The sequence below is a fragment of the Vitreimonas sp. genome (assembly GCF_036392335.1).
Classification (GTDB): Bacteria; Pseudomonadota; Alphaproteobacteria; order Caulobacterales; family Aquidulcibacteraceae; genus Vitreimonas.
Genome location: NZ_DASVYD010000058.1, coordinates 59,095 through 82,987, shown reverse-complemented (window position 1 = coordinate 82,987; position 23,893 = coordinate 59,095). Strand labels below are relative to the sequence as shown.

Here is a 23,893-nt window from a genome sequence, read left to right as displayed (position 1 = left end):
CCTCGCGTCCCTTCGTGACGGAATCGTTGGCCGCCTTGGCGGCCTTGTAGGCGTCCTCAATGGCCTTGCCATTGCCTTCAAGAACAGCGAGGCCAGCATTGATATAGGCTGATATCGTCAGGTGCGAGACGGGCGCGCGGCGTGGTCTTCGAAAGGAGCGATGCTCAGACGCTATTTAATCTCGCCCAACGCGGCGCGGAGGGTGTCGACGATCAGGTCGATTTGGTTTTTCTCGATGATCAGCGGCGGCGAGAAGGCAATGATGTCGCCGGTGACGCGGATGAGCACGCCCGCGTCGAAGCAAAGCTTGAAGGCTTCGAGCGCGCGCTGCGTGGGTGCGCCTGGGCGGGGTTCGAGTTCGACGCCGCCGATGAGACCCAAGTTTCGGATGTCGATGACGTGCGGCGCGTCGCGCAGGGAGTGCATCGCGTCTTCCCAATAGGGTGAGAGATCGCGCGCACGTTCGAACAGAGCTTCGTCGCGGTAGATGTCAAGCGTGGCGAGGCCGGCGGCGCAGGCGAGCGGGTGGCCGCTGGTGGTGTAGCCGTGGAAGAGTTCGATCGGCGTATCGGCGCTGGCGAGGATGGTGTCGTAAATCTCACGTGACGCCGCGACGGCGCCCATCGGCACGGCGGCGTTGGTGATGGCCTTGGCCATCGTCAGAATGTCGGGCTTTACATCGAAATATTGCGAGGCGAAGGGCGCGCCGAGACGGCCGAAGCCGGTGATGACTTCGTCGAAAATCAGCAGAATGTCGTGCTTGGTGCAGAGCTCGCGCAGACGCTTCAGGTAGCCTTGCGGGGGCATGATGACGCCGGTGGAGCCCGCGACGGGCTCGACGATCACGGCGGCGATGGTGCTGGAATCATGCAATTGCACGATGCGTTCGAGCGCGTCGGCGTATTCAATGCCGTGGGGCGGCTCGCCGCGCGAGAAGGCGTTGCGGGCGATGTCGAGCGTGTGCGGCAGATGATCGACGCCGGCCACCATCGGCCCGTAGGTCATGCGATTGCGGACGATGCCGCCGACGCTGATGCCGCCGAAATTGGTGCCGTGATAACCGCGCTCGCGGCCGATGAGGCGGTACTTGCCCGGTTTGCCGCGCGCTTTCTGGTAGGCGAGCGCGATCTTCAACGCCGTGTCGGCGCTCTCGGAGCCGGAGTTTGTATAGAAGATGCGATCGAGCCCCTCGGGCAGGATGCCGGCGAGGCGATTGGCGAATTCGAACGCGATCGGATGGCCGAGATTGAAATTGGGAGCGTAATCCAGTTCGGCGGCGGCGCGCTGGATCGCGGTGACGATGGGCGTGCGGCTATGGCCGGCGGCGGAGCACCAGAGACCGGCGGTGCCGTCGAGCACGGCGCGGCCGTCGGGCGTGTAATAGAACATGCCTTCGGCGCGGACGACCATGCGCGGGTCGGCCTTGAACGCCCGGTTCGGCGTAAACGGCATCCAGAAGGAATCGAGCGAATTGGGGCGATGCGTGTCGGCGGGCATGGGCCATTGTGCGACCGCGCCGCACCCATTCGCAAGGGGTGTGATCGCAGTTCTAGGCTTCGGCCTTGGCGATGCGTGCGGCGATGTCGTCCAGGATGAGCAGCCGCTGCTTTTCGAGCGTGTCGAGGGTGGCGTCGGCGGTGGGCGTGAGGCCGTTCTGGATGTTCTGAATCTGCTTCCAGAGCTCGTGGTTCTTGGCCATCAACGCTTTGAAATGCGGGTCCGAGACCTTGAGTTTGTGGATCGTTTCGCCGTGGCCGGCGAATTCTTCCGCCAGCGCCTGGTCGAGGTGTTCGGTCTGCATGTGTCCTCCGTTGAGGCCGAGACTTAGGCGAACGCGGCGCGTTGTGTTTTGCGTTGGAGCAAAGCTTCAGGGCGTGGTGGTCTTTTCCTCCTCGTCACGCCGGCTTTCGGCGGCGCGGCGCAGGATTTCCTCCAGCGGATTGCGCGGGCGCTCTTGTTCTTGCGGTTGCGCCGGCTGCGCGGGTGTTTCCGACGTGGGGGTTTCGCCTTCGCTTGCGGCCGGCGTCTCCGTCTCCGTCTCCGTCGCCGGGGTGGTGGGCGTCGGCGCTGGCGTGCGGCCAAACAGGGCTTCGCCGAGCGTGGCCAATGGGCTGCCTTGGTCCTGGCGTGAGAGGATATCGCGCAATTGGCTTTGCACGATCTCTTCGAGCGCGGGGCGGAAGCTGACGCGCGACCACGGCCCGCTGACGCGGAACGGCACGCCGAGCCCGGCGATACTGGCGTCGCCGCCTTGGCCTTGCGCATTGTTCACCGCGCGCGGGGCGATACGCATGTCGATGGTCTGGGCGCCAATGTCGATGAGGCCGCTGCCTTCGAGTCGCACATAGGGATTGAGCAGCCGCAGATTGTCCGTGGCCATCACGCCATTGGCCACGGTGAAGCTTGAGGAAAGCTCGGCAAAGTCCGTGGCGCCGCCTTGGCCTGCGGCCTGGCCGCTGAGCGCCGACTGCACCGTGCGCGCGATCTGCGCCAAGTTCACGCCTTTCCATTGGCCGTCGTTGAAATTGAACGAGGCGGCGCCGTTGAGGCTGCGCATGACAGCGGCTTGCGAAGCGCCTGTGCCGACAAGCGAAGCGCGCAGGCGGCCGCGACCGACGATCTTGTCGAAGCCAATGGCGTCGCGCAGCAGAGTCTCGGCTTGGATGTTCTGCGCGTCGATCTCGAAGGCGATGCGCGGGGTCGCGCCCGAGCCGTCGGCGATCAGCCGCGCCGTGCCGCCGCCTTCGTAAAGCGAAATTCGGGTGAGGCGCGCGTCGGCGGCGCCATTGGCGACGCGCAGCGCGAGTGCGACGTCGGAGAAGTTCATGCGCTGGAAGCGCAGGGAGCCGAGGGTGAGTTGCAGATTGGCGTCGAGCGCACGCAGGCCGGACAGATCGAGCGGCGACGTGCTCCACGCGGTATCGACTTCGACGCCCTCCTGGCCCGCTTGCGCCGGCGCCGCGAGGTAATTGTTGAGATCGATCGCCGCGGAATTGATCGCGCCGTCAACGCGCAGCCGACCGCTCTCTTGGGTAATGAGCGTCAGGGCGCCGTTGGCGTTGATGTCGTCAAGGCGAAGTGTGGCGTCGCGGAGCGCGGTTTGTTGGCCCACATGCGCCATTTGGGCTTCGACGCTGAAGGGGCCGAAACCGCCGCCCGCCGCCATCGGCGTGCCGATCCAGGCCATCAGCGCGCGCAACGAATTGCCGCGTGCGTCGACACTGCCGCCGAGCGCGCCAGTGTCGGCATTGAACACGCCTTCGAAAGTGGCTTGCAGCGGATCGGAGCGGACGCTGGCGGAGAAGGGCGTTTCGCCTTGCTCGAGCACGGCGCGCGGCAGGCCAATAGCGCTCTCCAGATTGACGCGCTGGTTGCGATAATCGAACGCGGCCTGCAATTGCGCGGGCAGATCGAGCGATTCGAGCGCGAGGCTCGCGTCGACGTCCTGCAGCACGAGCGGCTCGCCTTCAGCGCCTTGGAACGAGATCATGCTGTCGATCAGGCGCACATCATCGAGGCGCAGATCCTCAAGCGTGTTTTCCTGCTCGGAATTGTTTTCAGTCGGGAAGGTCCAATTGTTGGCGCCTTCGTCCTCCTCGGCGCGCAAACGCACTTCGGCGCCGTCGAGGATCAATTCCTTCACTTCGATGGCGCCGCGCAGCAACGGCATCACCTTGACGGCGAAGACGATGCGGTTGGCGGCGAGGAAGGCTTCGTCGGTGGGGAAGCCCTCAGGGTTGGAGAGCGCGGCGTCGTTTACAGAGAAGCCGAGCGCGGGCCAGAACGTGACCTGAATATCGTCGCCCAATGTGAGTTGGCGGCCGGTGGCTTCCTCGATGCGCCGCTCGGCTTCGGCGGCGGCCAGGTCTTTCGGGAAGAAGACGAAAAACAGCACGATGGCGAGCACGAGCGCGCCCAGGATGGCGCCGATCGCGATGCCGATGGTTTTCAGACTGGGGGCTTTGATGCTGAAGGCCATGTCATTCCTCGTCGGATCACAACCTAGTGTTCCCAGGCGACAAAATCGAGACGCAAGGCGGCCTAGGCGGTGCGCGCGGCTTGGGCTATCTGGCCTGCATGGGTGGATTCCTTTCTGCAATGTTCGCCGAGATGGGCGCGCGCCGACGTCGGCTGCGCGCGAGCTTGGGCGATCGCGGCCAGGCGATTCTTGAGTTTCTCGTGCTTGGCGGCTTGGTGCTTGGATCGCTGGGGCTGTTCTTGCGGCCCTGGATGCCGTGTGTGGCGCCGTGGGGATTCGCGATACCCGTGGTGTTTGTTGTCGGCTTCTTTTTGATCGAAGCGCGGCGGCAGATTGCGGTGCGCGCCTATAAGGCGCGTGGGCCGGAAGCGAAGATTGCCGAGGATCGCGTTGAGCTCGAGGTCTTGCTCAAGAAGCTGCAACGTGAAGAGGGCTTTGACGACGAAGATCTAGCCGAGGCGAGAACGAAGTTCGAGCAAAACACAAGTGCAAGATGGCAAGCGCGTCTGGAAAATGCCGATGCGCAGGTCGCCGCAGCCGGTTATGATTGGTTCGCGTTGCTGTGGTCGTTCGGCTGCGCGCTCGCGGGCGCCGCGGCGTTTGTGATTGCGTTCACGACTGAGCCGCCGCCGGGGCCGGAAGAGGAATGGATTCCGCCGCGCGACGCTGTGACCATCGACATGGAGCCGTAAGCGACGCTGCACGTCTTCTGCAAGACGCTGCACGAAATCTTCCAAGGCGCGCCGATTTGCCGCCCGCTTTGGCGCTGATGAGTGCAGCCGGGGTGGAATGTGTCCACCGGGAGGACTGACCTTGGCGTCCAACAACGCACTCTCCGGCCTGATCCCGCGCGGATCGCTTGGGCTTAAATTACTGCTCGTCTGCTTGCTGGTGCTGGCGATGGGCATTCCGCTTTTGATTGTCGGCGGTCTGGTCAGCGAGCGCGAAACGCGCGCGCGGCAGGTGACAAGCGAGATCGGGTCAAGCGCGGGCGGATCGCAGGCGGTCGGCGGGCCGATGCTGCTCGTGCCGTATCAGCGGACGGTGGAATTCACCGACGACCAGGGCCGGGTGCAGCGGCGCACGGATCGCGGTTCGTATGTTGTGTTTGCTGACACGGGGACGGCGGATACGACGCTAACGGTGACGGAGCGTTCGCTCGGCATCTATCGCGCCGCGATCTACAATGCCGTGACGGAATTTGACGCGCGTTTCGCGCCGGCTTCGGCGGTGGAGGGCGTTGATCCCTCCTATCGTTTCGATTGGAGCCAAGCGCGTGTCGTGATGTTCGTCAGCGACAGCCGCTCGATCCGCAATGCGGCCGAGCTGCGCTTTCCGGACGGGACGACGGAGACATTCGAACCCATCTCCGATCTCTCGCTCGTGCCCCCGCAGCCCAACATCGAATATTCGCGGCCGGACGTGGCTTCGACGCCGAATTATGTTCTGCCGACGAACCTGCAAGCTTTCGCCGCGCCCGCGCGGTTCGCGGATGCCCCACGCGACTTTGCCGTGGAGACACGGTTGGAGCTCTCGGGCGCGCAGCGTTTCGCGATCGCCGCGTTCGCACAGGACACCACCGCCACCATCCGCGGCGATCGTCGCGATGTGCGCGCGGAAGGCTATTTCCAATCCAGCGAAGCGCTCGAGGCCAGCGCGGAGGGCTTCGTCGTGTCCTGGCGTGTGCCGTTCGTGGCGCGCGGCATGGAGAAGGCCGCCGACCTCAATAGCTTCAATCTGGGCGCCGCCGCCGGGCGCGACATGGCGGTGAGCTTCGTGGCCTCGGACGACATCTATACGGGGGTGATGCGGGCTGTCCGCTACGGCATCATGTTCATCGGCATCGTCTTCCTGGCGACGCTGATCTTCGAGGCGGTTTCGGGCCGCAAGGCACACCCGGCGCAATACATTCTGGTCGGGCTGGCGCAGTGCGTGTTCTACCTGCTGCTGCTCTCCATGACCGAGATCATCGGCTTCACGGCGGCGTTCGGGATTGCCGCTGCGGCGACCGTGGCGCTGTTGGGCTTCTATGCCGGGGCCTCGTTTGGCTCGAGTGCGGTGGGCTTCAGGGCGCTGGCGGGTTTGGCCGGGCTTTATGGGGCGATGTACGTGCTGATGACGCTGGAGGACTTCGCCTTGCTGGCCGGCTCCGTGGTCGCCTTCGCGGTCATCGCCGCCACCATGATCGCCACTAGGCGGATCGATTGGTACGGCCGGGCCGCGCCGGTGGTTTCGGGCCAAGACTAGGGCATTTCGCGTGCTTGACGGGCGCTGCGGCGCTCGTCAGGTTCGCGCCCGATATGGTCGAACTTACGCTCCCCAAGAATTCCAAGGTCAAAGCCGGCAAGCGCCACGCGGCTCCCCAAGGGGCCAAGCGCACGCGCGAGTTCAAGATTTACCGCTACGACCCCGAGACCGGCGAAAATCCGCGCTGGGACATCTACACGGTGGACCTCGATAGCTGCGGGCCGATGGTGCTCGACGCGCTGATCGCGATTAAAAATCAGATCGACCCGACGCTGACCTTCCGCCGCTCCTGCCGCGAGGGCGTTTGCGGCTCGTGTGCGATGAATATCGGCGGCCGCAACACGCTCGCCTGCACCAAGGGTATGGATGAATACCCGGCGGGCGCGATTACGATCTCGCCGCTGCCGCACCAACCGGTGCTGAAGGATCTGGTGCCGGACCTCACGAACTTCACCGCGCAATACGCGGCGATCCAGCCCTATCTGCAAACCGAGACGCCCGAGCCGGACGCCGAATGGCGCCAGAGCCCGGAGGAGCGCGCCAAGCTTGACGGCTTGTATGAGTGCATCCTCTGCGCCTGCTGTTCGACGTCGTGTCCGTCCTATTGGTGGAATAGCGACCGCTTTATGGGCCCCGCGGCGCTGCTGCAGGCCTATCGCTGGATCGCCGACAGCCGCGACGAGCATCAGGGCGAGCGCCTCGACGCGCTCGAAGACCCGTTCAAACTCTATCGCTGCCACACGATCATGAATTGCGCCCAGGTTTGCCCAAAGGGCCTGAACCCGGCCAAGGCGATCGCCGAAATCAAGAAGGCGATGGTGGAGCGCAAGGTCTAGACGCGCCTGACGGAACAAAGTTCCAGCGCGCGCGTTGACCGGCTTCGGCGCGGGGCGCGCGCGCGGGAGTCTTCGGTTGGCGGACGCGGATGTGAAGGGCGCAGGCGCTGAGCCTCTGACGATTGCCGCTCCGGTATTTTTCCGGCTGACGGATCGGCTGTTCCGGGCCTCTCAGTCGCGTGAGGCCTATGACGCGGCGCTCGACGCCATTTTCGAGGCGCTGCACTGTGACCGCGCGTCCATTCTCCTGTTCAATGAACGCGGTCAGTTGCAGTTCGTGGCCGCGCGCGGCCTGTCGACGCGTTATCGCGACGCGGTGGCGGGACACACGCCCTGGCGCCTGGGCGAGCCGCAGCCCGAGCCCATCACGATCCGCGATATCGACGCTTCGAGCGAAACGGCCGAACTGAAGGCGGCGGTGCGCGAAGAGGGCATACGCGCGCTGGCGTTCGTGCCGCTGATGGCGCATGGCGGCGTGGCCGGGAAATTCATGGTCTATCACGACGCGCCGCATGATTTCCGCGCCGAGGAATTGGCCGTGGCGCGGACGATCGCGCATCAGGTCGGCTTCTATCTGGAGCGCGACATCGCACGGGCCCTGCGCACGCGCGTCGATCAGACGGGGCAATTGCTGAAGTCGATCGTGGAGAATTCCAACGACGCGATCATCTCCAAGGATTTGGACGGCGTCATCAACAGCTGGAATAGCGGCGCGGAGCGACTGTTTGGCTATGCGCCCGAAGAGATCATCGGCCGCTCGATTCTCACGCTTATCCCGCCTGAGCTGCAGCACGAAGAGCCTGGCATCATTGAGCGTATTCGCCGGGGCGAGCGCATCGCGCATTTCGAGACCGAGCGTGTGCGCAAGAACGGCCAGCGCATTCACATTTCGCTGACAGTGTCGCCGGTAAAGGACGCGAGCGGACGGATTGTCGGCGCTTCGAAGATCGCGCGCGACATCACCGAGCGCAAACGCGCCGACGAGCAGCGTGTATTGCTGATCAATGAACTCAATCATCGGGTCAAGAATACGCTGGCGACGGTGCAATCCTTGGTGATGCAGACCCTGCGCACGACGGAAAAGAGCGTCGATGCGCGGCCGCTCATTGATGCGCGGCTGACGGCGCTGGCGCGGGCGCATGATTTGCTAACGGCCGAGAATTGGGAGGGCGCCTATCTGCGCGAAGTGGTTGAGCGCGCGCTGAAAGCGTTCACGGCTGGCGCGCGCGTGGAGGTCGGCGGGCCAGTGGTGCGGCTGACGCCGAAGCAGGCGCTGGCGCTCTCGATTGCATTGCACGAATTGGCGACCAACGCGGCGAAGTATGGCGCACTCTCCACCGACGCCGGTCATGTGAAACTGACTTGGGACGTGCGTCCGGAAGGTGCGGGCGAGATGCTCCACCTTGCTTGGTGCGAGGCGGGCGGACCAAAAGTCTCGCCGCCGGCGCGCGCGGGGTTTGGCTCACGGCTGATCGAGCGCAATCTGGCGTTCGAGTTGAACGGCGCGGCGCGGATTGAATATCGACCCGAAGGCGTGGAGGCTTACATCTCGACGCCGGTTGAGCGGCGGTTCGTGTATCAATGGGAAACCTAGCGGTGGCGGGGGCGAAGCTCAGAATTCTGATCGTGGAAGATGAGGCGCTGGTGGCGATGCTCATCGAGGACGTGCTGAACGATTTGGGGCACGAGGTGGTGGCGGTCGGCGGGCGTGTCGCGCAGGCGCTGCAGTTGGCGCAAGACGCGGCGATCGATTTCGCCATCCTCGATCTCAACCTCAATGGCGCGCACACCTATTCGATCGCGGAAGCGCTGCGGGCGCGCGGCGTGCCGTTCATTTTCGCGACCGGCTATGGTTCGGGCGGCGTCGACGAGGCCTGGACATCAGTGCGCGTGTTGGCGAAGCCATTCGAGCCGCATCAATTGGCTGCGGCGATCGAGGAGGCGCGCCGCGCCTAGCTGACCGGCGCGTTCCCCAGCCCCGGCGTCCAATCATAAAGCGGACGCGTGCGCCCGTTTTCGAAGCGGACGCCGTCTGGCGCGGTCATCAGGCCGGGGCGCGTGGTTTGGCCGCGAACGGAGAGGGCGGCGACGCCGTGCACGTTGGCGGGCAGGACTTCGCCGGGGTCGCTGATTCCGTTGCGATTTTCGTCGCGCCAGAGGGCTAAGCCGCCGAGTTCGGCGCCGCTGAGCTCGCCGTCGCGATTGTCGTCGAGCGCACGCAACGCCTCGAAGCCGTCGCTCCAGAACACGCTCCAGGTGCGCTGGCCAATCAGGTCGAAGCCCGAGCGCACTTGGCCGCGCCATTCAGGGTCCCAAACCAGCCAGGCGGCGTCGGGCGTGAGCCAGCCTTGCGCACGCGCGTCGCCGGTGCCGGCGAAATCGAACGCGACAGGCGAGCCATTGTCGATCAGCCGCTCGAACGGGCGATCGGCGAGCGGGACGACAACGGGAGTCACATAGATGATGGGCTGGCTCGCTTCCAAACGCTGGCGCAAGCGGGTCATGCGCGCGCGGTCGCTATGCGAGGTGGCGAGGTGCGCAAGATGCGCAGCGGTTTCGGTGAGCACCGCGTGATCTTCCCATTCCGATTGCGGGCCGGCGAGGCGTGGCAGGCCGCGCTTTAGAATGGTGCGGAGTTCGCGGCGTGCATCATGGGTGCGGCCGAGACGATCGAGCACATAGGCGTAGCCGAGGCGGGCGCGCAGATCGGTGCGGTCAAGCTCCAACGCGCGGGCATAATGGCCGCGCGCCGCTTCCAGCCGCGCACGCGCGCCGGCGCTTGGATTCTGCGGCGCGTTGGTCGGCGTTTCGGTTTGCGGGCCTAAATGGAAATTGTAGGCGGCGCAGCGATCGTCCGGTCCAAACGCCCGCGGCTCTTCCTCGTAGCGCGGCCCCATCGGCTGCACGTCACGGCAGAGCATGCTGCCGGCTTCGACGAAATTGTCGTTCTCACGCATGTAGGTGAACGGTGCGTTGTCGCGCGCGTAAGCGAGAAGGTTGAGCCGGCCGAGGATGCGCTCGCGCTGCGCGGGATGGACGCCTTCCATCGCACTGACATTCGCCAGCGCGCGATCAATCGGCGCCTCGTACACTGGTTGCGGCGGCGGAATATAAGGGATGGCGATGCTCGTGGCCGCAAGCCCTGCCCACAATCCCAACGCCAAAATACGGGCGCGCATGGCTCACTCCCATCCGATACCCGTCCCTCGCGCAGCACACTGCGCTGCGCCGTGACCCGCGTCTATGGCTGGTTTTTCACAATCGGTTGTGCGGGCGGGGGATCGCGCCAGGCGCATTCGGGGCCGGAGGGGTCGAACGGTTTGTCCGGGGCGGCGTGAAGCTCGCGTTCGACATAATGCTTGATGCGCCGCGTGATCGATGTCGCATCGCCGACGGCGTGGTCTGGCGGGATGAGCGGGCCGAACGTGAGTCTGTAGGTCTTGCCCTGCTTGTTCAGCAGCTCGTGAAACAGCGTGATGTCGCGCAGTTCGGCCGAGAATTTCGAGAAGGTGTGAAACCAAAACGAATAGGGCCCGCTCATGTGCACCGGCAGAATCGGCAGCTCGTATTTGCGCGCGAGACTGACGGCCGTCGGCATCCATTCCGGGTCGGTGAGATTGCCGTCGTCGCGGATGCGGGCGAGGCGGCCGGCGGGGAAGATGGCGAGCGGGCGATTTTGCGCGAAGGCCTCGTCCGTCATCTTCAACGTCACGCGCGTGCGTTCGCGCGTGCGCTTGGCCAGCACCCATTCGACCGGAATCAACACGTCATCGAAGCGCGGACACACACGTTGCGCGTCGGAATTGGCGTAGAACATCACGTCGGGGCGCGGGCCCTTGAGCGCGTCGTAAAGCGCCACGCCGTCGGTGATGCCGGTCGGATGGTTGGCCAGCACAAGGAACGAACCTTGGCGCGGCACGCGCTCCAGGCCTGTGATGTCGAGTTTCACCGACAGGAGCTTGGAAATGGATTCAAGCGCTTCGGCGCCGCCCATTGGTGCGATCATGTCGGCCATGCGCACGGCTTTGGCATAGTTCAGAATGGTGAAAAGCGGTGGGCGCACGACAGGCCATAATGGGCCGCCGGAGAGCTTTGGCGCGCGCTCCTCGATCAGGACGTCGACGATATGTTTGGCCGTGGCGACGGCCTGGGCCTGTTGCGTCGCTAAGGTGGCGTCCATCTGCGTCATCGGGTTCCGCCCCAGCGCCCCTTGTCGAGTCGGCGCTGTTCCCGGCAGGGAAGCATGCGGCGGCGGCGGCGAAAAGAGCCGTCCCGCACTTGCCTTAAGGGGGCGGGGCCGGTTCTAAAGCGGCTGCCGCCGCCCGGAGTCCTGAGTCTCGATGTCATCGCCGCTTGCCGCGTATCGCCGGCGCCTCGAAGCGGGCGATCTCGTGCCCGATCCGGACCAGGCCCGCGCCGCCGAGCGGCTGGATGCGCTGGCCGAGGCGCTGAAGCGCTGGAATCCGGACGCGTGGTTCGGCAAGGGCGCGCCCCCGCGCGGACTCTACCTTTGGGGTCCGGTGGGGCGGGGCAAGTCGCTTTTGCTCGATCTCTTCTTCGAAGCGGCCCCGGTGAAGAAGAAGCGGCGCGTGCATTTTCATGAATTCATGCTGGCGCAGCATGCGGCGATGCGGGACGCGCGCGCGGCAGGCGCTGGGCAGGATCAATTGATCGCGCAGGCGGCCAAGCGTGTGTCGGATAGTGCGCAGCTTTTGTGCTTCGACGAAGTGCAAGTGACAGACATCGCTGACGCCATGATCTTGGGACGGTTGTTCGAACGCCTGTTCGACAGCGGCGTCGCGATCGTCGCCACTTCGAACCGGCCGCCGGACGAGCTCTATAAGAACGGGCTCAATCGTCAGCTCTTTCTGCCGTTCATCGCATTGTTAAAGCAGAAGCTCGATGTGGTCTCGGTGGCCGGACCGCGCGATTATCGGCTCGAGCGCCTGATGGCGGCGCCGGTCTATTACGCGCCGCTTGGACCAGCAGCGGAAGAATCGATGGATCGCGCTTGGGCGCGGCTGACTCTGGGCGCGGCGCCGCAATCGGTGACGCTTGATGTCGGCGGACGCGCGTTGAAGGTGGAACGAGAGGCCGCAGGCGTGGCGCGTTTTACGTTCGAAGAACTCTGCGCGCGACCGCTCGGCGCGGCGGATTATCTGGAGATCGCCGAACGCTTTCACACGGTTCTGCTTGAAAACATCCCCAAGCTCTCGCCGTCCATGCGCGAAGAGGCGGCGCGCTTCCGCACTTTGATCGACGCGCTTTACGAGGCGAAGGTGAAGCTCGTCGCCTCGGCTGATGCGCCGCCGCAATCGCTCTATCCGGCGGGCGATCAGAGTTTTGAGTTTGAACGCACTGCCTCGCGTTTGATGGAGATGCGCAGCCAAAGCTATTTGGCGCTGCCGCGCCGCGACGCGGAATGGAAGAGCGGGATCGTGGATTAGGATTCGTTCAACCAAATGTCATGCGCGGGTGCGTTCGGCACAGGCATGAAAATCGGCGCAACGACTAATACGAGCAGCGCGGCGACTATGAGGATGAGAAGCCAGACGCCGAGAACATTGCCGAAGAATCGGAGCCGTCCCCGCGCACGAGAGGCTGCATCGAAAACGAAAAACGCGAGCACGGCTAGCAGTGTTGCGACGAGTACAAACTCCACGCTCAACATCGACGTCATAAATGACTCCCACGCTGGAGGAATTCTACACTAAGAGCGCGCCGCGTCGACGGCGGCGATTTCGGCTTGGAGTTTTTGCCAGAAAGCCTGTGCGCCGTAATTGGCGTGGAGCGCGGTGCGACCGCGTTCAGCTTTGGCCCGCGCTGCGGCGGGATCGGCGAGCACTTTGTCTAGCGCTTGTGCGAGGGCTGCGGCGTCGCCGACCGGAAAGAGTTCGCCATAAGCGCCGTCGCCAAGGGCGGTGCGGTTGCCGGGATTATCGGCAGCGACGATGGGCACGGCGCGGTCGAGTGCTTCTTGTAGAAGATAGGGCAGGCCTTCCCAGTGTGACGGCAGCACGAGTACGTCGCCGCGATGGAAATCAGCGAACGGATCGCTGAGCCAGCCGGGGAATTCGGCGGCGATGCCGCTTTGCGCGACAGCAGCGTGCATCTCGGCTTCGAGTTCGCCGGCGCCGATGAAGCGGAGCTGTGCCTTCTCCCTCAGCAACGGCGCGGCGCGGAGCAGCGTCATCGGGTCCTTGGTCGGGATGAAGCGGGCGGCGAAATTGATGCGCGCGGGGCCGTCTGCCTCGATGCGTTTCGCCGACGCGACATAGGGATTGCCGAGCAGCGAGACGCGCGCCCTGGAATGCTCCAGCCCGGCGGCGACGCGGCGTTGTTGATCGGCGTTCAGAGTGATCACCAAATCGGCGTGGCCTTTGCGGTTGAATTTGTCCGAATGGCACGGCGTGGCGATGATCGCGCCCGGCGCGGCGCGGCGGATGGCGGCGAGCGTGCGGTCGCTGTGCACAATGGCGAGCACGCGATCGTCTTGCGCGCGCGCCGCAATCACGCCGCGCAGGCCGGTGGGAAGCGGGAGGGGGGATGTGATCGTGGGGGGCGGCGCGATGATATCGACGCCTTGCGCGCGCAAGGCGTCCGTGGCGGGACCCTGGAAAATGCAGGCCGAGCGCACGCCGACAGCGCGGCACATGCGCTCATATTCTTCGACCGCTGTGGTGATGCCGCCGCGCCCCTTCACCAGCGCGACTTGCAGAACGAACACGAAGGCGACCCCGCTAGACTCGCCGTCTTGCTAGCCGGTCGCCAGGCGCGGCGCCAGCGTGATGCGCCCGACGGGCGCATATTTCAGCCGCGCACGCGCAAGCCCAGGCGGAATGCGCTGGGCGCACCGTAGAGCGTGACGCCGTCAGCTGTGGCGCCGGTTTCGATTTCGGCGTCGAGCGCGTTGTCGAGGGCGATGAAGGCGGCGGTGTGGGGCGTGAGAGTCTGTTCGTAGCGGAGATCGAGGGTCAGCGCTTCGCCCAGACGGCGTGTGTTCAAATCATCATCGAAGCGGGCGCTTTCGTAGCGCGCGTCGGCGCTGAACTCGCCGCTGGCCCACGGCCGCCAAGCGAGGCCAGCGGTGGCGCTCCATTGCGGCGCTTGCGCGGGGCGCAGGCCGGTGAGTTGCGGCGCGTCATCGCCGCCATCAATTTCGGCGTCGGTGTAGGAGAGTGCGGCGCGCCACGAGAGCACGTCACTGAAAGCGCCGCGCGCATCGGCTTCAACGCCAAGTGCATCGATATGGCCGGCGTTTTGGCGTTGCCGATAGACGCCGCCCGCCGGCACGAACACGCCAGGCGGAAATGTGCCGGGGCCGGCGCCGAGCGTGACATTGGTGATGGGATCGACGAGGCGCACGACGAACATGCCGATGCTCCAAGCGATGTCGCCCTCATCGTCGCCGAACGCGGCGTCCAGGCCATAGAGGCGTTCGGGTTCGAGCGATGAATTGGCCTCGGTGACGTCATTGCCGACCCGGAAGGGGCGGTGGAGCTCGTTGAGCGTGGGCGGGCGGAAGCCGGCATAAGCGGCGGCGCGCGCGTAGTGCGATCCGAAATCGTGGCGCAGGCCGATGCGCGCATTCGGCGCCCATATCTCTTGGTCCTCGGCTTCGACATCGAGCGTCGGCGCGCCTGTGGCGATGAGGCGTTCGAGACGCTGACCTTTGCTCGCTTGCCACCAATCGAGCCGCACGCCGCCGGAGACGAGCGTGTCGCCATAGCTGCGCCAGCCTTCGGCGTAGGCGCCCGCGCTCAGGGTTTCACCGCCGGCGACACGGGAGCGCAGGAAGTTGCCGCCGCTATAATTGAAGCGCTCGCGGGTTTCGCCATCGGCGGCGCGCAGGTCGAGGCCGATCTCCGCATTGCTCCAGCGGAGCGCGGCGTTGGCGCCCCAGCCGAAGGCGGGCGTTTCGTCTTGCACGGAGGCGGGCGTCGTCGTGTTGCGGCCGGGCGCGACGCTGACAAAGCTGTTGCTCATGTCGCTCTCGCGCGCCCAAGCCTGCAGGCGCCAACCTGGCGCATCGGCGCGTGGTTGGGCGACAAGCGTGAGGCTGGCGGCGACGCCGTCCGCTGTCGAGTTCGCGCCCACGAGGCCCGAGCTTCGCTCTTCGCCGTAAGCCGAGAGCCGCGCCGAGATCAGCACGTTGCCCTGCATGCGCTGCATACGCACCGCGCCGCTCATCGCGTCGCGGGCGAGCGGCGCATCGGCTGCGCCACGGCCTTCGCGCGTCGGTATCCAGCCGTCGTCATGTTCGACACTCGCGGCGAGAAGCGCGCTGAACGCATCGCCATTGGCGACGCCCACGCCGCCGACGCGCGTGTAGTCGCGATCGCCATGTTCGGCGCGAAGTGAGAAACCCTGCGCGCTGCGCTCATCCAGAGCGACGACGCCCGTCAGCGCCCCCGCGCCATAAGGCCCGGCGCCCGCGCCGCGAATGACATTGGCGCGCTCGATTATTTCCGGCGGCAAGCCGCCCCAGATCACCCACCCCCCGAACGGATCATGCTGCGGTACGCCATCGAGTGTGACGAGCGCGCGACCTGCGCCGGACGGACTGATGGCGCGCAGCGACAAACCTTGCACGGTCGGGTTCGCCGCGCCGCTATCGTTGCGACGGAAGAGACTGGCCGCCGGCGCCACCGCCAGCGCGCGATCCAAGCGCACCGCGTCTTCCACCGCGCGCGGATCGATCGGCAGCACGGAATACACCTGCTCGCCCGCCGCTTCCGGCAAGCGCGGCGCGGTGACGACGATGATCTCTTCGCTCGCGGCGTCCATCAACGGCGCCGACGCGGCGTGCCGAGGATGCCGCGCATGAGTTCGCGCACGATGGTGTTCATGACGCCGCTGGCGACGCGGCCGGTTTGACGTTCGACTGCCGTGGTGCGTGAACCGCTGCTGCGGGTGGATTTCGCGCGCGACGTGCCGCCGCTGGAGCGAGAAGAGGCGCCACGTGACGAACGCGCGGCTTCCTTCTCGCGGGCTGCGCGCTCTTCCTCACGCGCGGTCGCTTCCGCCGCTTGCTGCGCGCGGCGGCCAAGGATTTCGTGGGCGCTTTCGCGGTCGATGGCCTTTTCGTAAGCGCGGCCAGCGGTGTTGGCGCGCATCATGGCTTGGCGCTCGGCCAGCAGGATCGGGCCGACGTGGCTGTTTGGCGGACGGATTTTGGTGCGCGCTACGGGTGTGGGCGCGCCTTTCTCATCGAGCGTGGAGACGAGCGCTTCGCCGACATTCAGCTCCTGAATTTCCTTGGCGACATCGACATTGGCGTTGGCGCGGAAGCTTTGCGCGGCGGCGCGCACGGCCTTCTGGTCGCTCGGCGTGTAGGCGCGCAGCGCGTGCTGGAAGCGGTTGCCGAGTTGGGAGAGCACGATCTCCGGCACGTCGGCTGGCGATTGAGTGACGAAATAGATGCCGACGCCCTTGGAACGGATCAGGCGCACGACTTGCTCGACGCGATTGACCAGCTCCTTCGGCGCGTCGCGGAAGAGGAGGTGGGCTTCGTCGAAGAAGAAGACGAGTTTGGGCTTATCCTGGTCGCCGACTTCGGGCAGCTCTTCCCAGAGTTCGCTCATCAGCCAGAGCAGGAAGGCGGAGTAGAGGCGGGGGCTCTGCACAAGGCGCTCGGACGCGAGCACGTGGATCGTGCCCTTGCCATCCTCGCGCGTGCGCAGCAGCTCTTCGAGCTTGAAAGCCGGCTCGCCGAAGAAATGGTCGGCGCCGTCCATTTCGAGTTGCAGCAATTTGCGCTGCAGCGCGGCGATCGATTGCGGCGTGACCAGGCCGTATTGCTTGCCGATATCGTCGGCGTTTTCGGAGATGTACGTCAGCAGCGCGCGCAGATCGTTGAGATCGAGCAGCAGGCCTTCGTTCTTGCCGGCTTTGATCCAATCGTCGGCGATGCGGAAGGCGATGGTGAGCGCGCCGGCTTGGGCATCCGTGGCTTCCAGCACCCGCCCCATCAGCACCGGGCCCATTTCGGTGACCGTGGTGCGGACCGGGTGGCCAAGTTCGCCATAGACGTCCCAGAACACGGCCGGCATGGCCTCGGGCGTCAGCGGCAGATTGATTTCCGCGGCGCGCGCTGTGGCCCAAGCCGGGGGCGGATCGCCGTTGGCGGCGACGCCGGATAGATCGCCTTTGATGTCGGCGGCGAAGACATTGACGCCCTCGCGCGCGAAGGCTTCGGCCAGCACCTGCAGTGTGACGGTCTTGCCGGTTCCCGTGGCGCCGGCGATCAGGCCGTGGCGGTTGGCGCGCTTCAGAGCCATGCTCTGGATCCCTTCCGGGGACGCGCCAATCTCTATGCTTGCCGCCATTCTTCGGCCTCCTTGCTTCGCGCAACAGCTTGGCGCATCGGGTGTTTATGGCGCAAGCCAGGCAGGAGAGGCAGATGGATTTGTCGCAACGCGGCGCCCTGTGGATTATCGCCGCCGGCGTCATCGCCGCCGGACTTTATTACCTGCGTGAGCCGTTGTCGCAATTCGCCATGGCGCTGATCTTGTGGCTGGCGATCGACGGCTTGGCTGAAACACTCGACAAGCGGATTCCGTTTACGCCGCGCTGGGTGGCGCTGCCGGCGGCGATCGTCATCGTGCTCGGGATCATCGCGGTCGTCGGTGTGATCGTTGTGGAGAACGTCGCCGCGATCCTGGCCGATCAGACCCGTTACGAATTCCGCCTCAACCAAGTGCTGAGCCAAGCGCATGAAGCGCTCGGCGTGCCGGGGCGCTCGCCGACGGTGCGCGATCTGATCGCCAATCTCGATCCGACGCGGCTCGCGGGCGAGATCGGCGAAAGTCTGCAGAACCTCGTTTCCAGCACCATCTTCACGCTGATCTTTCTGGCGTTCCTGTTTCCCGCCGCCAGCGTGATGAGCGACAAGCTCGATCTGATCTTTCGCGGCAAAGGTAAGCGAGAAGCGTCACGCGATGTCATCGCGCGCATTCGTGTTTCGATGGAGCGCTATCTCTGGGTTCAAACAGTGATGAGCCTGATTATTACGGGGCTCACGTTTACAACACTGACGATTATTGGCCTTGAGAATGCGTTGTTTTGGTCGTTCCTGATCTTCTTTCTCAATTATATTCCAACCATTGGTTCGATCGCCGCGGTTGTCCTGACAACAGCTGTCGCCCTTGTACAATTCCCGACGCTCGGACCTGTAGCCGCGGTTTTCGCGGGCGTGAGCGTTTGGCAATTCGTCATTGGAAATTTCGTGCAGCCGCGCATGACAGGAGATTCATTGAACCTTTCAGCGGTCGTCGTGCTGCTTGCCTTGGCGATCTGGGGCTTGGTGTGGGGCATCGTCGGCGCGTTTCTCGCCGCGCCGCTCACGGTGATGATCATGATTGTATTGGCGCAATTTCCGTCGACGCGCTGGATCGCAATTCTGCTCTCCGCCGACGGCAAACCAACGCCGGATGTAAAGACTGCAGACTAGCTCCGAGTCCGGATCAAATTGATCTTGCGAATCGGCGCCGAACATGTATCGATTTTGTTACGAACGTCGCCGGGGCTTGGGACGTTTCTAGCTACTAACGACACTTGCACCGGCGCGCGCTCGAAACGTCATTCGACGTATCGATCCGTTTTGTGTGGGCTCGAGCGGGGGGCTTCATTCACGCGGACCGTGACCGTCCCAGGACCAGGCCTCCGCGTGCGTCCCCCACCCAGCCTGCTGCGAGGCCTGCAGGCGCCGTCGGACAGCTTGTCCCCGTCCGACGGCGCCGCCAATTTTCTGAAATCGTGCTTGTGTGATCCGGCCATGCGCTAACGCAGGCCGCTTGGCCGACTTTGCGGTCGGAGAACGGCCGTATCGGTGTTGCGCCTTCCGCTGGGGAGGCTAGGTTCGCGCCAAAATCTAACGCGTTCCAGCGCCTGCCGAATTGCGGCGCCGGACGCTCTCAGGAAACGCTTCATGGACGCCGCTGCGCGTGCGGAACTCCCGCAAACCGCCGATCAATTCATCACAACCGCAGCTCAAGGTCCCTGGCCGGCCTTTCGCGCCAACGGGGCCATCGACGCAGCCGCCGAGGCATTCCTGCGGGGGCTCTATGAAGACGCCTCCGCCGACGAATTGGGCGATCTGAGCCTGGCTGATCTGGCGGCGCTGGCGCACGAGTTCTGGCTGTGGCGCGGCGAGCGGACGCCGGAGCAGCAATCTTCGCGGATTCGCCCGGGCATTGGTGCGGGCGGGCGGGCGCTGGAGCGCGACATCCTGGAGATCGTCGGCCCCGACATGCCGTTCCTGGTGGATTCGGTCATGGGCGAGTTGGCCGACCAAGGCGTGGCCGCGCTTGCCATGTTCCACCCGGTTGCGCCGGCGCCGGATGGGCGCGGGCGAGAATCGCTCATTCAGGTGCACTTGCCGCGTCTGTCGGCGCAGCGGGCGAAGGCGCTGCATGAGGGGGTGCGCGATACGCTGGCGGCGGTGCGCGTCTCGGTGAAGGACTTCCAGGCCATGCGCCAACGCATGCTGGCGTGCGCCGAAGAGCTGGAAGGGGCCAAGAGCAATGCGCCGGCGGACGAGGTGGCGGAGGCGGTCGCGCTGCTGCGCTGGCTCGCGGCCGACAAGTTCACCTTCCTCGGCTCGCGCGATTACAAGTATCAGCGTCTGCCCGACGGCAGCTACAAGCCGGACGAACCAGAGATCCTTTCGGCGACCTGCCTCGGCGTGCTGCGCGATCTCGATCTTTACGTTCTGCGCAGCTCGGCCGAGCCGATGATGCTGACGCCGGAATTGCGCCGGCTGATGGATGAGCCGACGCCGCTGGTCGTCTCCAAGTCGACGATCCGCGCGCGGGTGCATCGCCGCACCGCCGCCGATTTCGTCAGCGTGAAGCGCTATAATGACAAGGGCGAGGCGATCGGCGAAGTGCGCTTCGTCGGTCTCTTCACAAGCGAGAGCTTCACCGAGCCGACGCGCAATATCCCGATCCTGCGCCGCAAGGCCGAGTGGGTGATGGAGCAAGCGGGGTTCGCCGCCGGCGGCCACAACGCCAAGTCGTTGCGCAAGATCATCGAATATTACCCGCGCGAAGAGCTGTGGCAGATGTCGCGCGAGGATTTGCTCGGCATCGCGCGCGGCATTCTGCATCTGCTGGATCGCCCGCGCGCGCGTGTGTTCACGCGTCGCGACCGGTTCAACCGTTTTGCCTCCGCGCTCGCTTATATTCCAAAGGAACGCTTCAATTCGGAGCTGCGCGAACGTGTCGGCGAAGCGATCGCCCGACGCTATGGCGGGGTGGTCGAAAGCTTCCAGCCGCAACTGGGCGAAGGCCAGCTTGCACGCGTGCTGTTCGTGATCGGCGACATCGACAAGACGCGCGCCGATCCCGACCCACGGGTGCTCGACGCGGAAGTCGCGGCGCTCACGCACACTTGGGAAGATGCGTTTGGCGAAGATCTGCTGCGCAGCGATCTGTTCAGTGCGGCGGCGCGGGAGCAAGTGGAGGCGCGTTTCGAGGGCGCGTTCACGGCGGCTTATCGCGAACGTTACCCGGTGCATGAGGCGCTGATCGACACAGCGCAGATTCTGACCGCGCACGACGAGGAGATCATCCGCGCACGCGCCTATCGTCTGCCAGACGACGCCGAAAACACGATGCGCTGCAAATTCTATGCGCGTGGCGATGTGTTGGCGCTCTCGGCCACCGTGCCAATTCTTGAGAACATGGGGCTCTTCGTCGACTCGGAAGTGAATTTCGAGCTGCAGCTGAAAGCGGGCGCGCTCTATCCGGCGCAGCGCATCCACGTGCACGACATCGAGACGCGCTCCGCTGATGGCAAACCAATCGATCTCGAGCGCGCCGGCAAGCAATTCGAACACGCCTTCGCCGCGATATGGACGGGCAAGGCCGAGAATGACGGTTTCAATCGCCTGATCCTGGCGCTGCCATGCTCGTGGCGCGAAGCGGCCCTGGTGCGCGCTCTGGCGCGGTATCGTCAGCAGACCGGACTCGATCCGACCCAAGCGGTGCAGGAACAGGCGCTGGCGAACAATCCAAAGATCGCCGCGCTGATCCTCGCGTTCTTCAAAGCGCGCTTCGATCCGAATTTGCCGGAGACCATGGAGACGCGGGAAAGCCGCTCGTCAAAGCTGGAATTCTTGATTGAAGCGGCGCTGAACGATGTTGTCAGCCTCGACGAAGACCGCGCACTGCGCCGCATTGCGCATTTGGTGAAGGCGATCCGGCGGACGAATTATTATCAGCTGGGCCCCGATGGGCAGCCGAAGGCGTATATGTCGTTCAAGATCGACAGCCACGCCGTCGCCGAATTGCCGGCGCCGAAGCCATACCGCGAAATCTGGGTCGCAAGCCCGCAGGTCGAAGGTGTGCATCTGCGCTTCGGTCCGGTGGCGCGCGGCGGCTTGCGCTGGTCCGACCGGCGCGACGATTTCCGCACAGAAGTGCTCGATCTCGTTAAAGCGCAGCAGGTGAAGAACGCCATTATCGTGCCGGTTGGCGCCAAGGGCGGCTTCTTCCCGAAGCGTTTGCCGGCGCGCGGCGCGCCTGGTTTCCAGGAAGCGGGCGTGGAGGCGTACAAGACTTTCCTGCGCGGCCTGCTCGACATCACCGACAACATCGCCGCCGATGGCGTGAAGGCGCCGGAAAAGGTGGTGCGCTGGGACGGCGATGACGCCTACCTCGTTGTCGCCGCCGACAAAGGCACAGCGACCTTCTCCGATATCGCCAACGGCATCAGCGCCGAATATGGCCATTGGTTGGGCGACGCCTTCGCGTCGGGCGGTTCGGTCGGCTACGACCACAAAGCCATGGGCATCACGGCCAGGGGCGCGTGGGAGGCGGTGAAGCGCCACTTCCGCGAGATCGGCAAGGACATCCAGAACGAAGAATTCAGTGTCATCGGCGTGGGCGACATGTCGGGCGATGTGTTCGGCAACGGCATGTTGTTGTCGCGCAAGATCAAGCTGCTCGCCGCGTTCGATCACCGCGACATCTTCATCGATCCAAACCCGACCGACGTTGAAGCGAGTTGGGTGGAGCGCAAGCGTCTGTTTGATACGCCGCGCACGTCCTGGCAGGACTACAACAAGGCGCTGATCTCCAAGGGCGGCGGCGTGTTCTCGCGCAGCCTGAAGTCGATCGACATTTCACCGGAGATCGCGGCGCTGACCGGCATCGAGAAGGCGTCGGTGACGCCCACCGAGCTGATGCACGCGCTCTTACTTAGCCAGTGCGAGCTGCTCTGGTTTGGCGGCATTGGCAATTACATCAAGGCGCGCAGCGAAGGCCACGCCGACGTCGGCGACAAGGCCAATGATGCGATCCGCGTCGATGGCGAGGATGTGCGTGCGCAAGTGATCGGCGAGGGCGCGAACCTTGGCGTCACCCAGAAGGGCCGCATCGCCTTCGCGCGCAATGGCGGGCGCATCAATACGGACGCGATCGACAATAGCGCCGGCGTCGATACGTCGGACCACGAGGTCAATATCAAGATCTTGCTGGGCGATGCGATCCGCAGCGGTGCGTTGAAGGCGGACGCCCGCGACAAGCTGCTCGAGTCGATGACCGATGAAGTTGGTGCGCTGGTATTGGAGGACAATTACAATCAGACCGGCGCGATAAGCATTGCTCAAGCGAGCGCAACGGCCGATCTCGATAGCCACGAGCGCTTCATTCAGCGTCTGGAAGCGGCGGGAAAGCTGTCGCGTCGGGTCGAAGGGCTGCCGCTGACGGGAGAGATTTCGTCGTTACGCGCAGCGAAACAAGGACTGACGCGGCCGGAACTGGCCAAGCTCGTCGCTTACGCAAAGATCGACCTGTTCGACGCGATCGTGGCGTCGGATGCGCCGAACGACCCGGCGTTCAAAGAGCCGCTGAAGACCTATTTCCCGCAAGAGCTCTGGAAATTCGAGCCGCAGATGCAGACGCACCGTCTGCATCGCGAGATCATCGCCACTAAGTGGGCCGACGATGTCGTCAATCGCTGCGGGCCGTCTTTCGTGGATCGCGTCCGCGATATTTCGCGCGCCGACGCCGTGACCGTGGCGCGTGCGTTCGAGGCGACGCGGCGCATCTTCGATTTGGAGGCCTTGGTCGATCGCATCAATGCGCTCGACAATAAGGCGCCGGCGGCGGCGCAGATTGCGCTGCACCAGCGTGTGGCGGGCGCTTTGCGGCGTGGCACCGTATATCTCGCGCGCAATGGCGGCTTTGACCGCGAGACGCCGCCCTCGATCCTCGACGTTGTGCGCCTCTACCGAGAGCCGGTTGAGGCGCAGCGCAAGACCTTGTTGGACGATTTGTCCACGATCGAGCAGCAGCGGGTGGACGTGCGCCGCAAGACTTTGCTTGATCTCGGCGCCCCGGCGGATTTGGCCGAGGAGGCGGCGCTATTGTCGCCGCTCACGCTTTCGCTCGACGTGGCGGATTTGGCGCGTCGCGCGGCGTGGCCGATCCAGCCAGCGTCGACTTTGCACTGCGTGATCGGCGCGGAGCTTGGACTCGATGCGTTGCGCGATGCGGCGATGAATTTGCGGCTCGATCAGCATTGGGACCGCTTGGTCGTACGCCGCGCGGCGGATGATTTTGGCGAGATGCAGCTGAGGCTGGCGGAGGCGGCGGCGAAGGCGCTGGGCGCGCCGGCGCACACGGATGCGGCGTCGGTGACGCAAGCGGCAAAAACTTGGCTTGGCTCGCTCGGGCAGCCGGCCTCGCGCGCGCAAGCGGCGTTCGCCGAGCTGAACGCGCAGGGACCCTGGACCTTCGCCAAGCTGATGCTGATTTCAGCCGAGTTCAACGCGCTGGTGAGCTCGGTGCGTTGATCCTCGGACCGCCAGCTTCCAGCCGGCACT

Annotated in this window: 17 protein-coding genes; 8 read left to right on the top strand and 9 right to left on the bottom strand. The window is 64.8% G+C overall.

Annotated features, from left to right (window positions below; translation table 11 throughout):
- Positions 1–171 precede the first annotated feature (171 nt).
- The 3 genes from VF769_RS13540 to VF769_RS13530 all read right to left on the bottom strand — a co-directional run bounded on the left by VF769_RS13540 (position 172) and on the right by VF769_RS13530 (position 3,979).
- The gene (locus VF769_RS13540) at positions 172–1,497 is read right to left on the bottom strand and encodes an aspartate aminotransferase family protein (protein ID WP_331008952.1); all 1,326 of its coding nucleotides are present in this window, start codon (positions 1,495–1,497) and stop codon (positions 172–174) included.
- Between the two features lie 52 nt (positions 1,498–1,549).
- On the bottom strand, positions 1,550–1,801 hold the full coding sequence (locus VF769_RS13535) for a hypothetical protein (protein ID WP_331008951.1): 252 nt from the start codon (positions 1,799–1,801) through the stop codon (positions 1,550–1,552).
- 66 nt (positions 1,802–1,867) lie between these two features.
- Positions 1,868–3,979: an AsmA family protein gene (locus VF769_RS13530; protein ID WP_331008950.1), complete on the bottom strand. Its 2,112-nt coding sequence runs from the start codon at positions 3,977–3,979 to the stop codon at positions 1,868–1,870.
- Between the two features lie 26 nt (positions 3,980–4,005).
- Between VF769_RS13530 and VF769_RS13525 the strand changes: the two genes are divergently transcribed.
- The 5 genes from VF769_RS13525 to VF769_RS13505 all read left to right on the top strand — a co-directional run bounded on the left by VF769_RS13525 (position 4,006) and on the right by VF769_RS13505 (position 9,018).
- Positions 4,006–4,671, top strand: a complete 666-nt coding sequence (locus VF769_RS13525) for a hypothetical protein (RefSeq protein ID WP_331008949.1) — start codon at positions 4,006–4,008, stop codon at positions 4,669–4,671.
- Between the two features lie 121 nt (positions 4,672–4,792).
- Complete coding sequence (gene creD / locus VF769_RS13520) at positions 4,793–6,226, top strand: cell envelope integrity protein CreD (protein ID WP_331008948.1); 1,434 nt, start codon at positions 4,793–4,795, stop codon at positions 6,224–6,226.
- Positions 6,227–6,279: 53 nt separating this feature from the next.
- Positions 6,280–7,062, top strand: coding sequence for a succinate dehydrogenase iron-sulfur subunit (locus VF769_RS13515; RefSeq protein WP_331008947.1), 783 nt, complete (start codon positions 6,280–6,282; stop codon positions 7,060–7,062).
- A 76-nt stretch (positions 7,063–7,138) separates the two neighbouring features.
- Entirely contained in the window at positions 7,139–8,656 is a 1,518-nt protein-coding gene (locus VF769_RS13510; protein ID WP_331008946.1) for a PAS domain S-box protein, read from the top strand.
- A 2-nt stretch (positions 8,657–8,658) separates the two neighbouring features.
- Positions 8,659–9,018 (top strand): response regulator, encoded by a 360-nt coding sequence (locus VF769_RS13505; protein WP_331008945.1) that lies wholly within the window; start codon positions 8,659–8,661, stop codon positions 9,016–9,018.
- Here VF769_RS13505 and VF769_RS13500 read toward each other — a convergent pair.
- Both VF769_RS13500 and VF769_RS13495 read right to left on the bottom strand, forming a co-directional pair.
- Positions 9,015–10,241, bottom strand: a complete 1,227-nt coding sequence (locus tag VF769_RS13500; protein ID WP_331008944.1) for a hypothetical protein — start codon at positions 10,239–10,241, stop codon at positions 9,015–9,017. The two genes, VF769_RS13505 and VF769_RS13500, sit on opposite strands and share 4 nt — an antisense overlap.
- A 62-nt stretch (positions 10,242–10,303) precedes the next feature.
- Positions 10,304–11,251, bottom strand: a complete 948-nt coding sequence (locus tag VF769_RS13495) for a GNAT family N-acetyltransferase (RefSeq protein WP_331008943.1) — start codon at positions 11,249–11,251, stop codon at positions 10,304–10,306.
- A 151-nt stretch (positions 11,252–11,402) separates the two neighbouring features.
- On the opposite strand from VF769_RS13495, the gene zapE reads away from it, so the two are divergent.
- Positions 11,403–12,509, top strand: coding sequence for a cell division protein ZapE (gene zapE, locus VF769_RS13490; protein WP_331008942.1), 1,107 nt, complete (start codon positions 11,403–11,405; stop codon positions 12,507–12,509).
- Here zapE and VF769_RS13485 read toward each other — a convergent pair.
- From VF769_RS13485 to VF769_RS13470, 4 genes are all read right to left on the bottom strand, one after another.
- Complete coding sequence (locus VF769_RS13485; RefSeq protein ID WP_331008941.1) at positions 12,506–12,742, bottom strand: hypothetical protein; 237 nt, start codon at positions 12,740–12,742, stop codon at positions 12,506–12,508. The genes zapE and VF769_RS13485 overlap by 4 nt on opposite strands.
- 30 nt (positions 12,743–12,772) lie before the next feature.
- Positions 12,773–13,789: a glycosyltransferase gene (locus tag VF769_RS13480; protein ID WP_331008940.1), complete on the bottom strand. Its 1,017-nt coding sequence runs from the start codon at positions 13,787–13,789 to the stop codon at positions 12,773–12,775.
- 83 nt (positions 13,790–13,872) lie between these two features.
- A complete protein-coding gene (locus VF769_RS13475; protein ID WP_331008939.1) occupies positions 13,873–15,849 on the bottom strand; it encodes a TonB-dependent receptor in 1,977 nt (658 codons plus the stop codon).
- A complete protein-coding gene (locus VF769_RS13470; RefSeq protein ID WP_331008938.1) occupies positions 15,849–17,342 on the bottom strand; it encodes a helicase HerA-like domain-containing protein in 1,494 nt (497 codons plus the stop codon). Before VF769_RS13470 ends, VF769_RS13475 begins: the two co-directional genes overlap by 1 nt.
- A gap of 122 nt (positions 17,343–17,464) precedes the next feature.
- Between VF769_RS13470 and VF769_RS13465 the strand changes: the two genes are divergently transcribed.
- Together VF769_RS13465 and VF769_RS13460 are read left to right on the top strand one after the other, a co-directional pair.
- The gene (locus tag VF769_RS13465) at positions 17,465–18,514 is read left to right on the top strand and encodes an AI-2E family transporter (protein WP_331008937.1); all 1,050 of its coding nucleotides are present in this window, start codon (positions 17,465–17,467) and stop codon (positions 18,512–18,514) included.
- 477 nt (positions 18,515–18,991) lie between these two features.
- Positions 18,992–23,863, top strand: a complete 4,872-nt coding sequence (locus VF769_RS13460) for an NAD-glutamate dehydrogenase (RefSeq protein ID WP_331008936.1) — start codon at positions 18,992–18,994, stop codon at positions 23,861–23,863.
- Positions 23,864–23,893 lie beyond the last annotated feature (30 nt).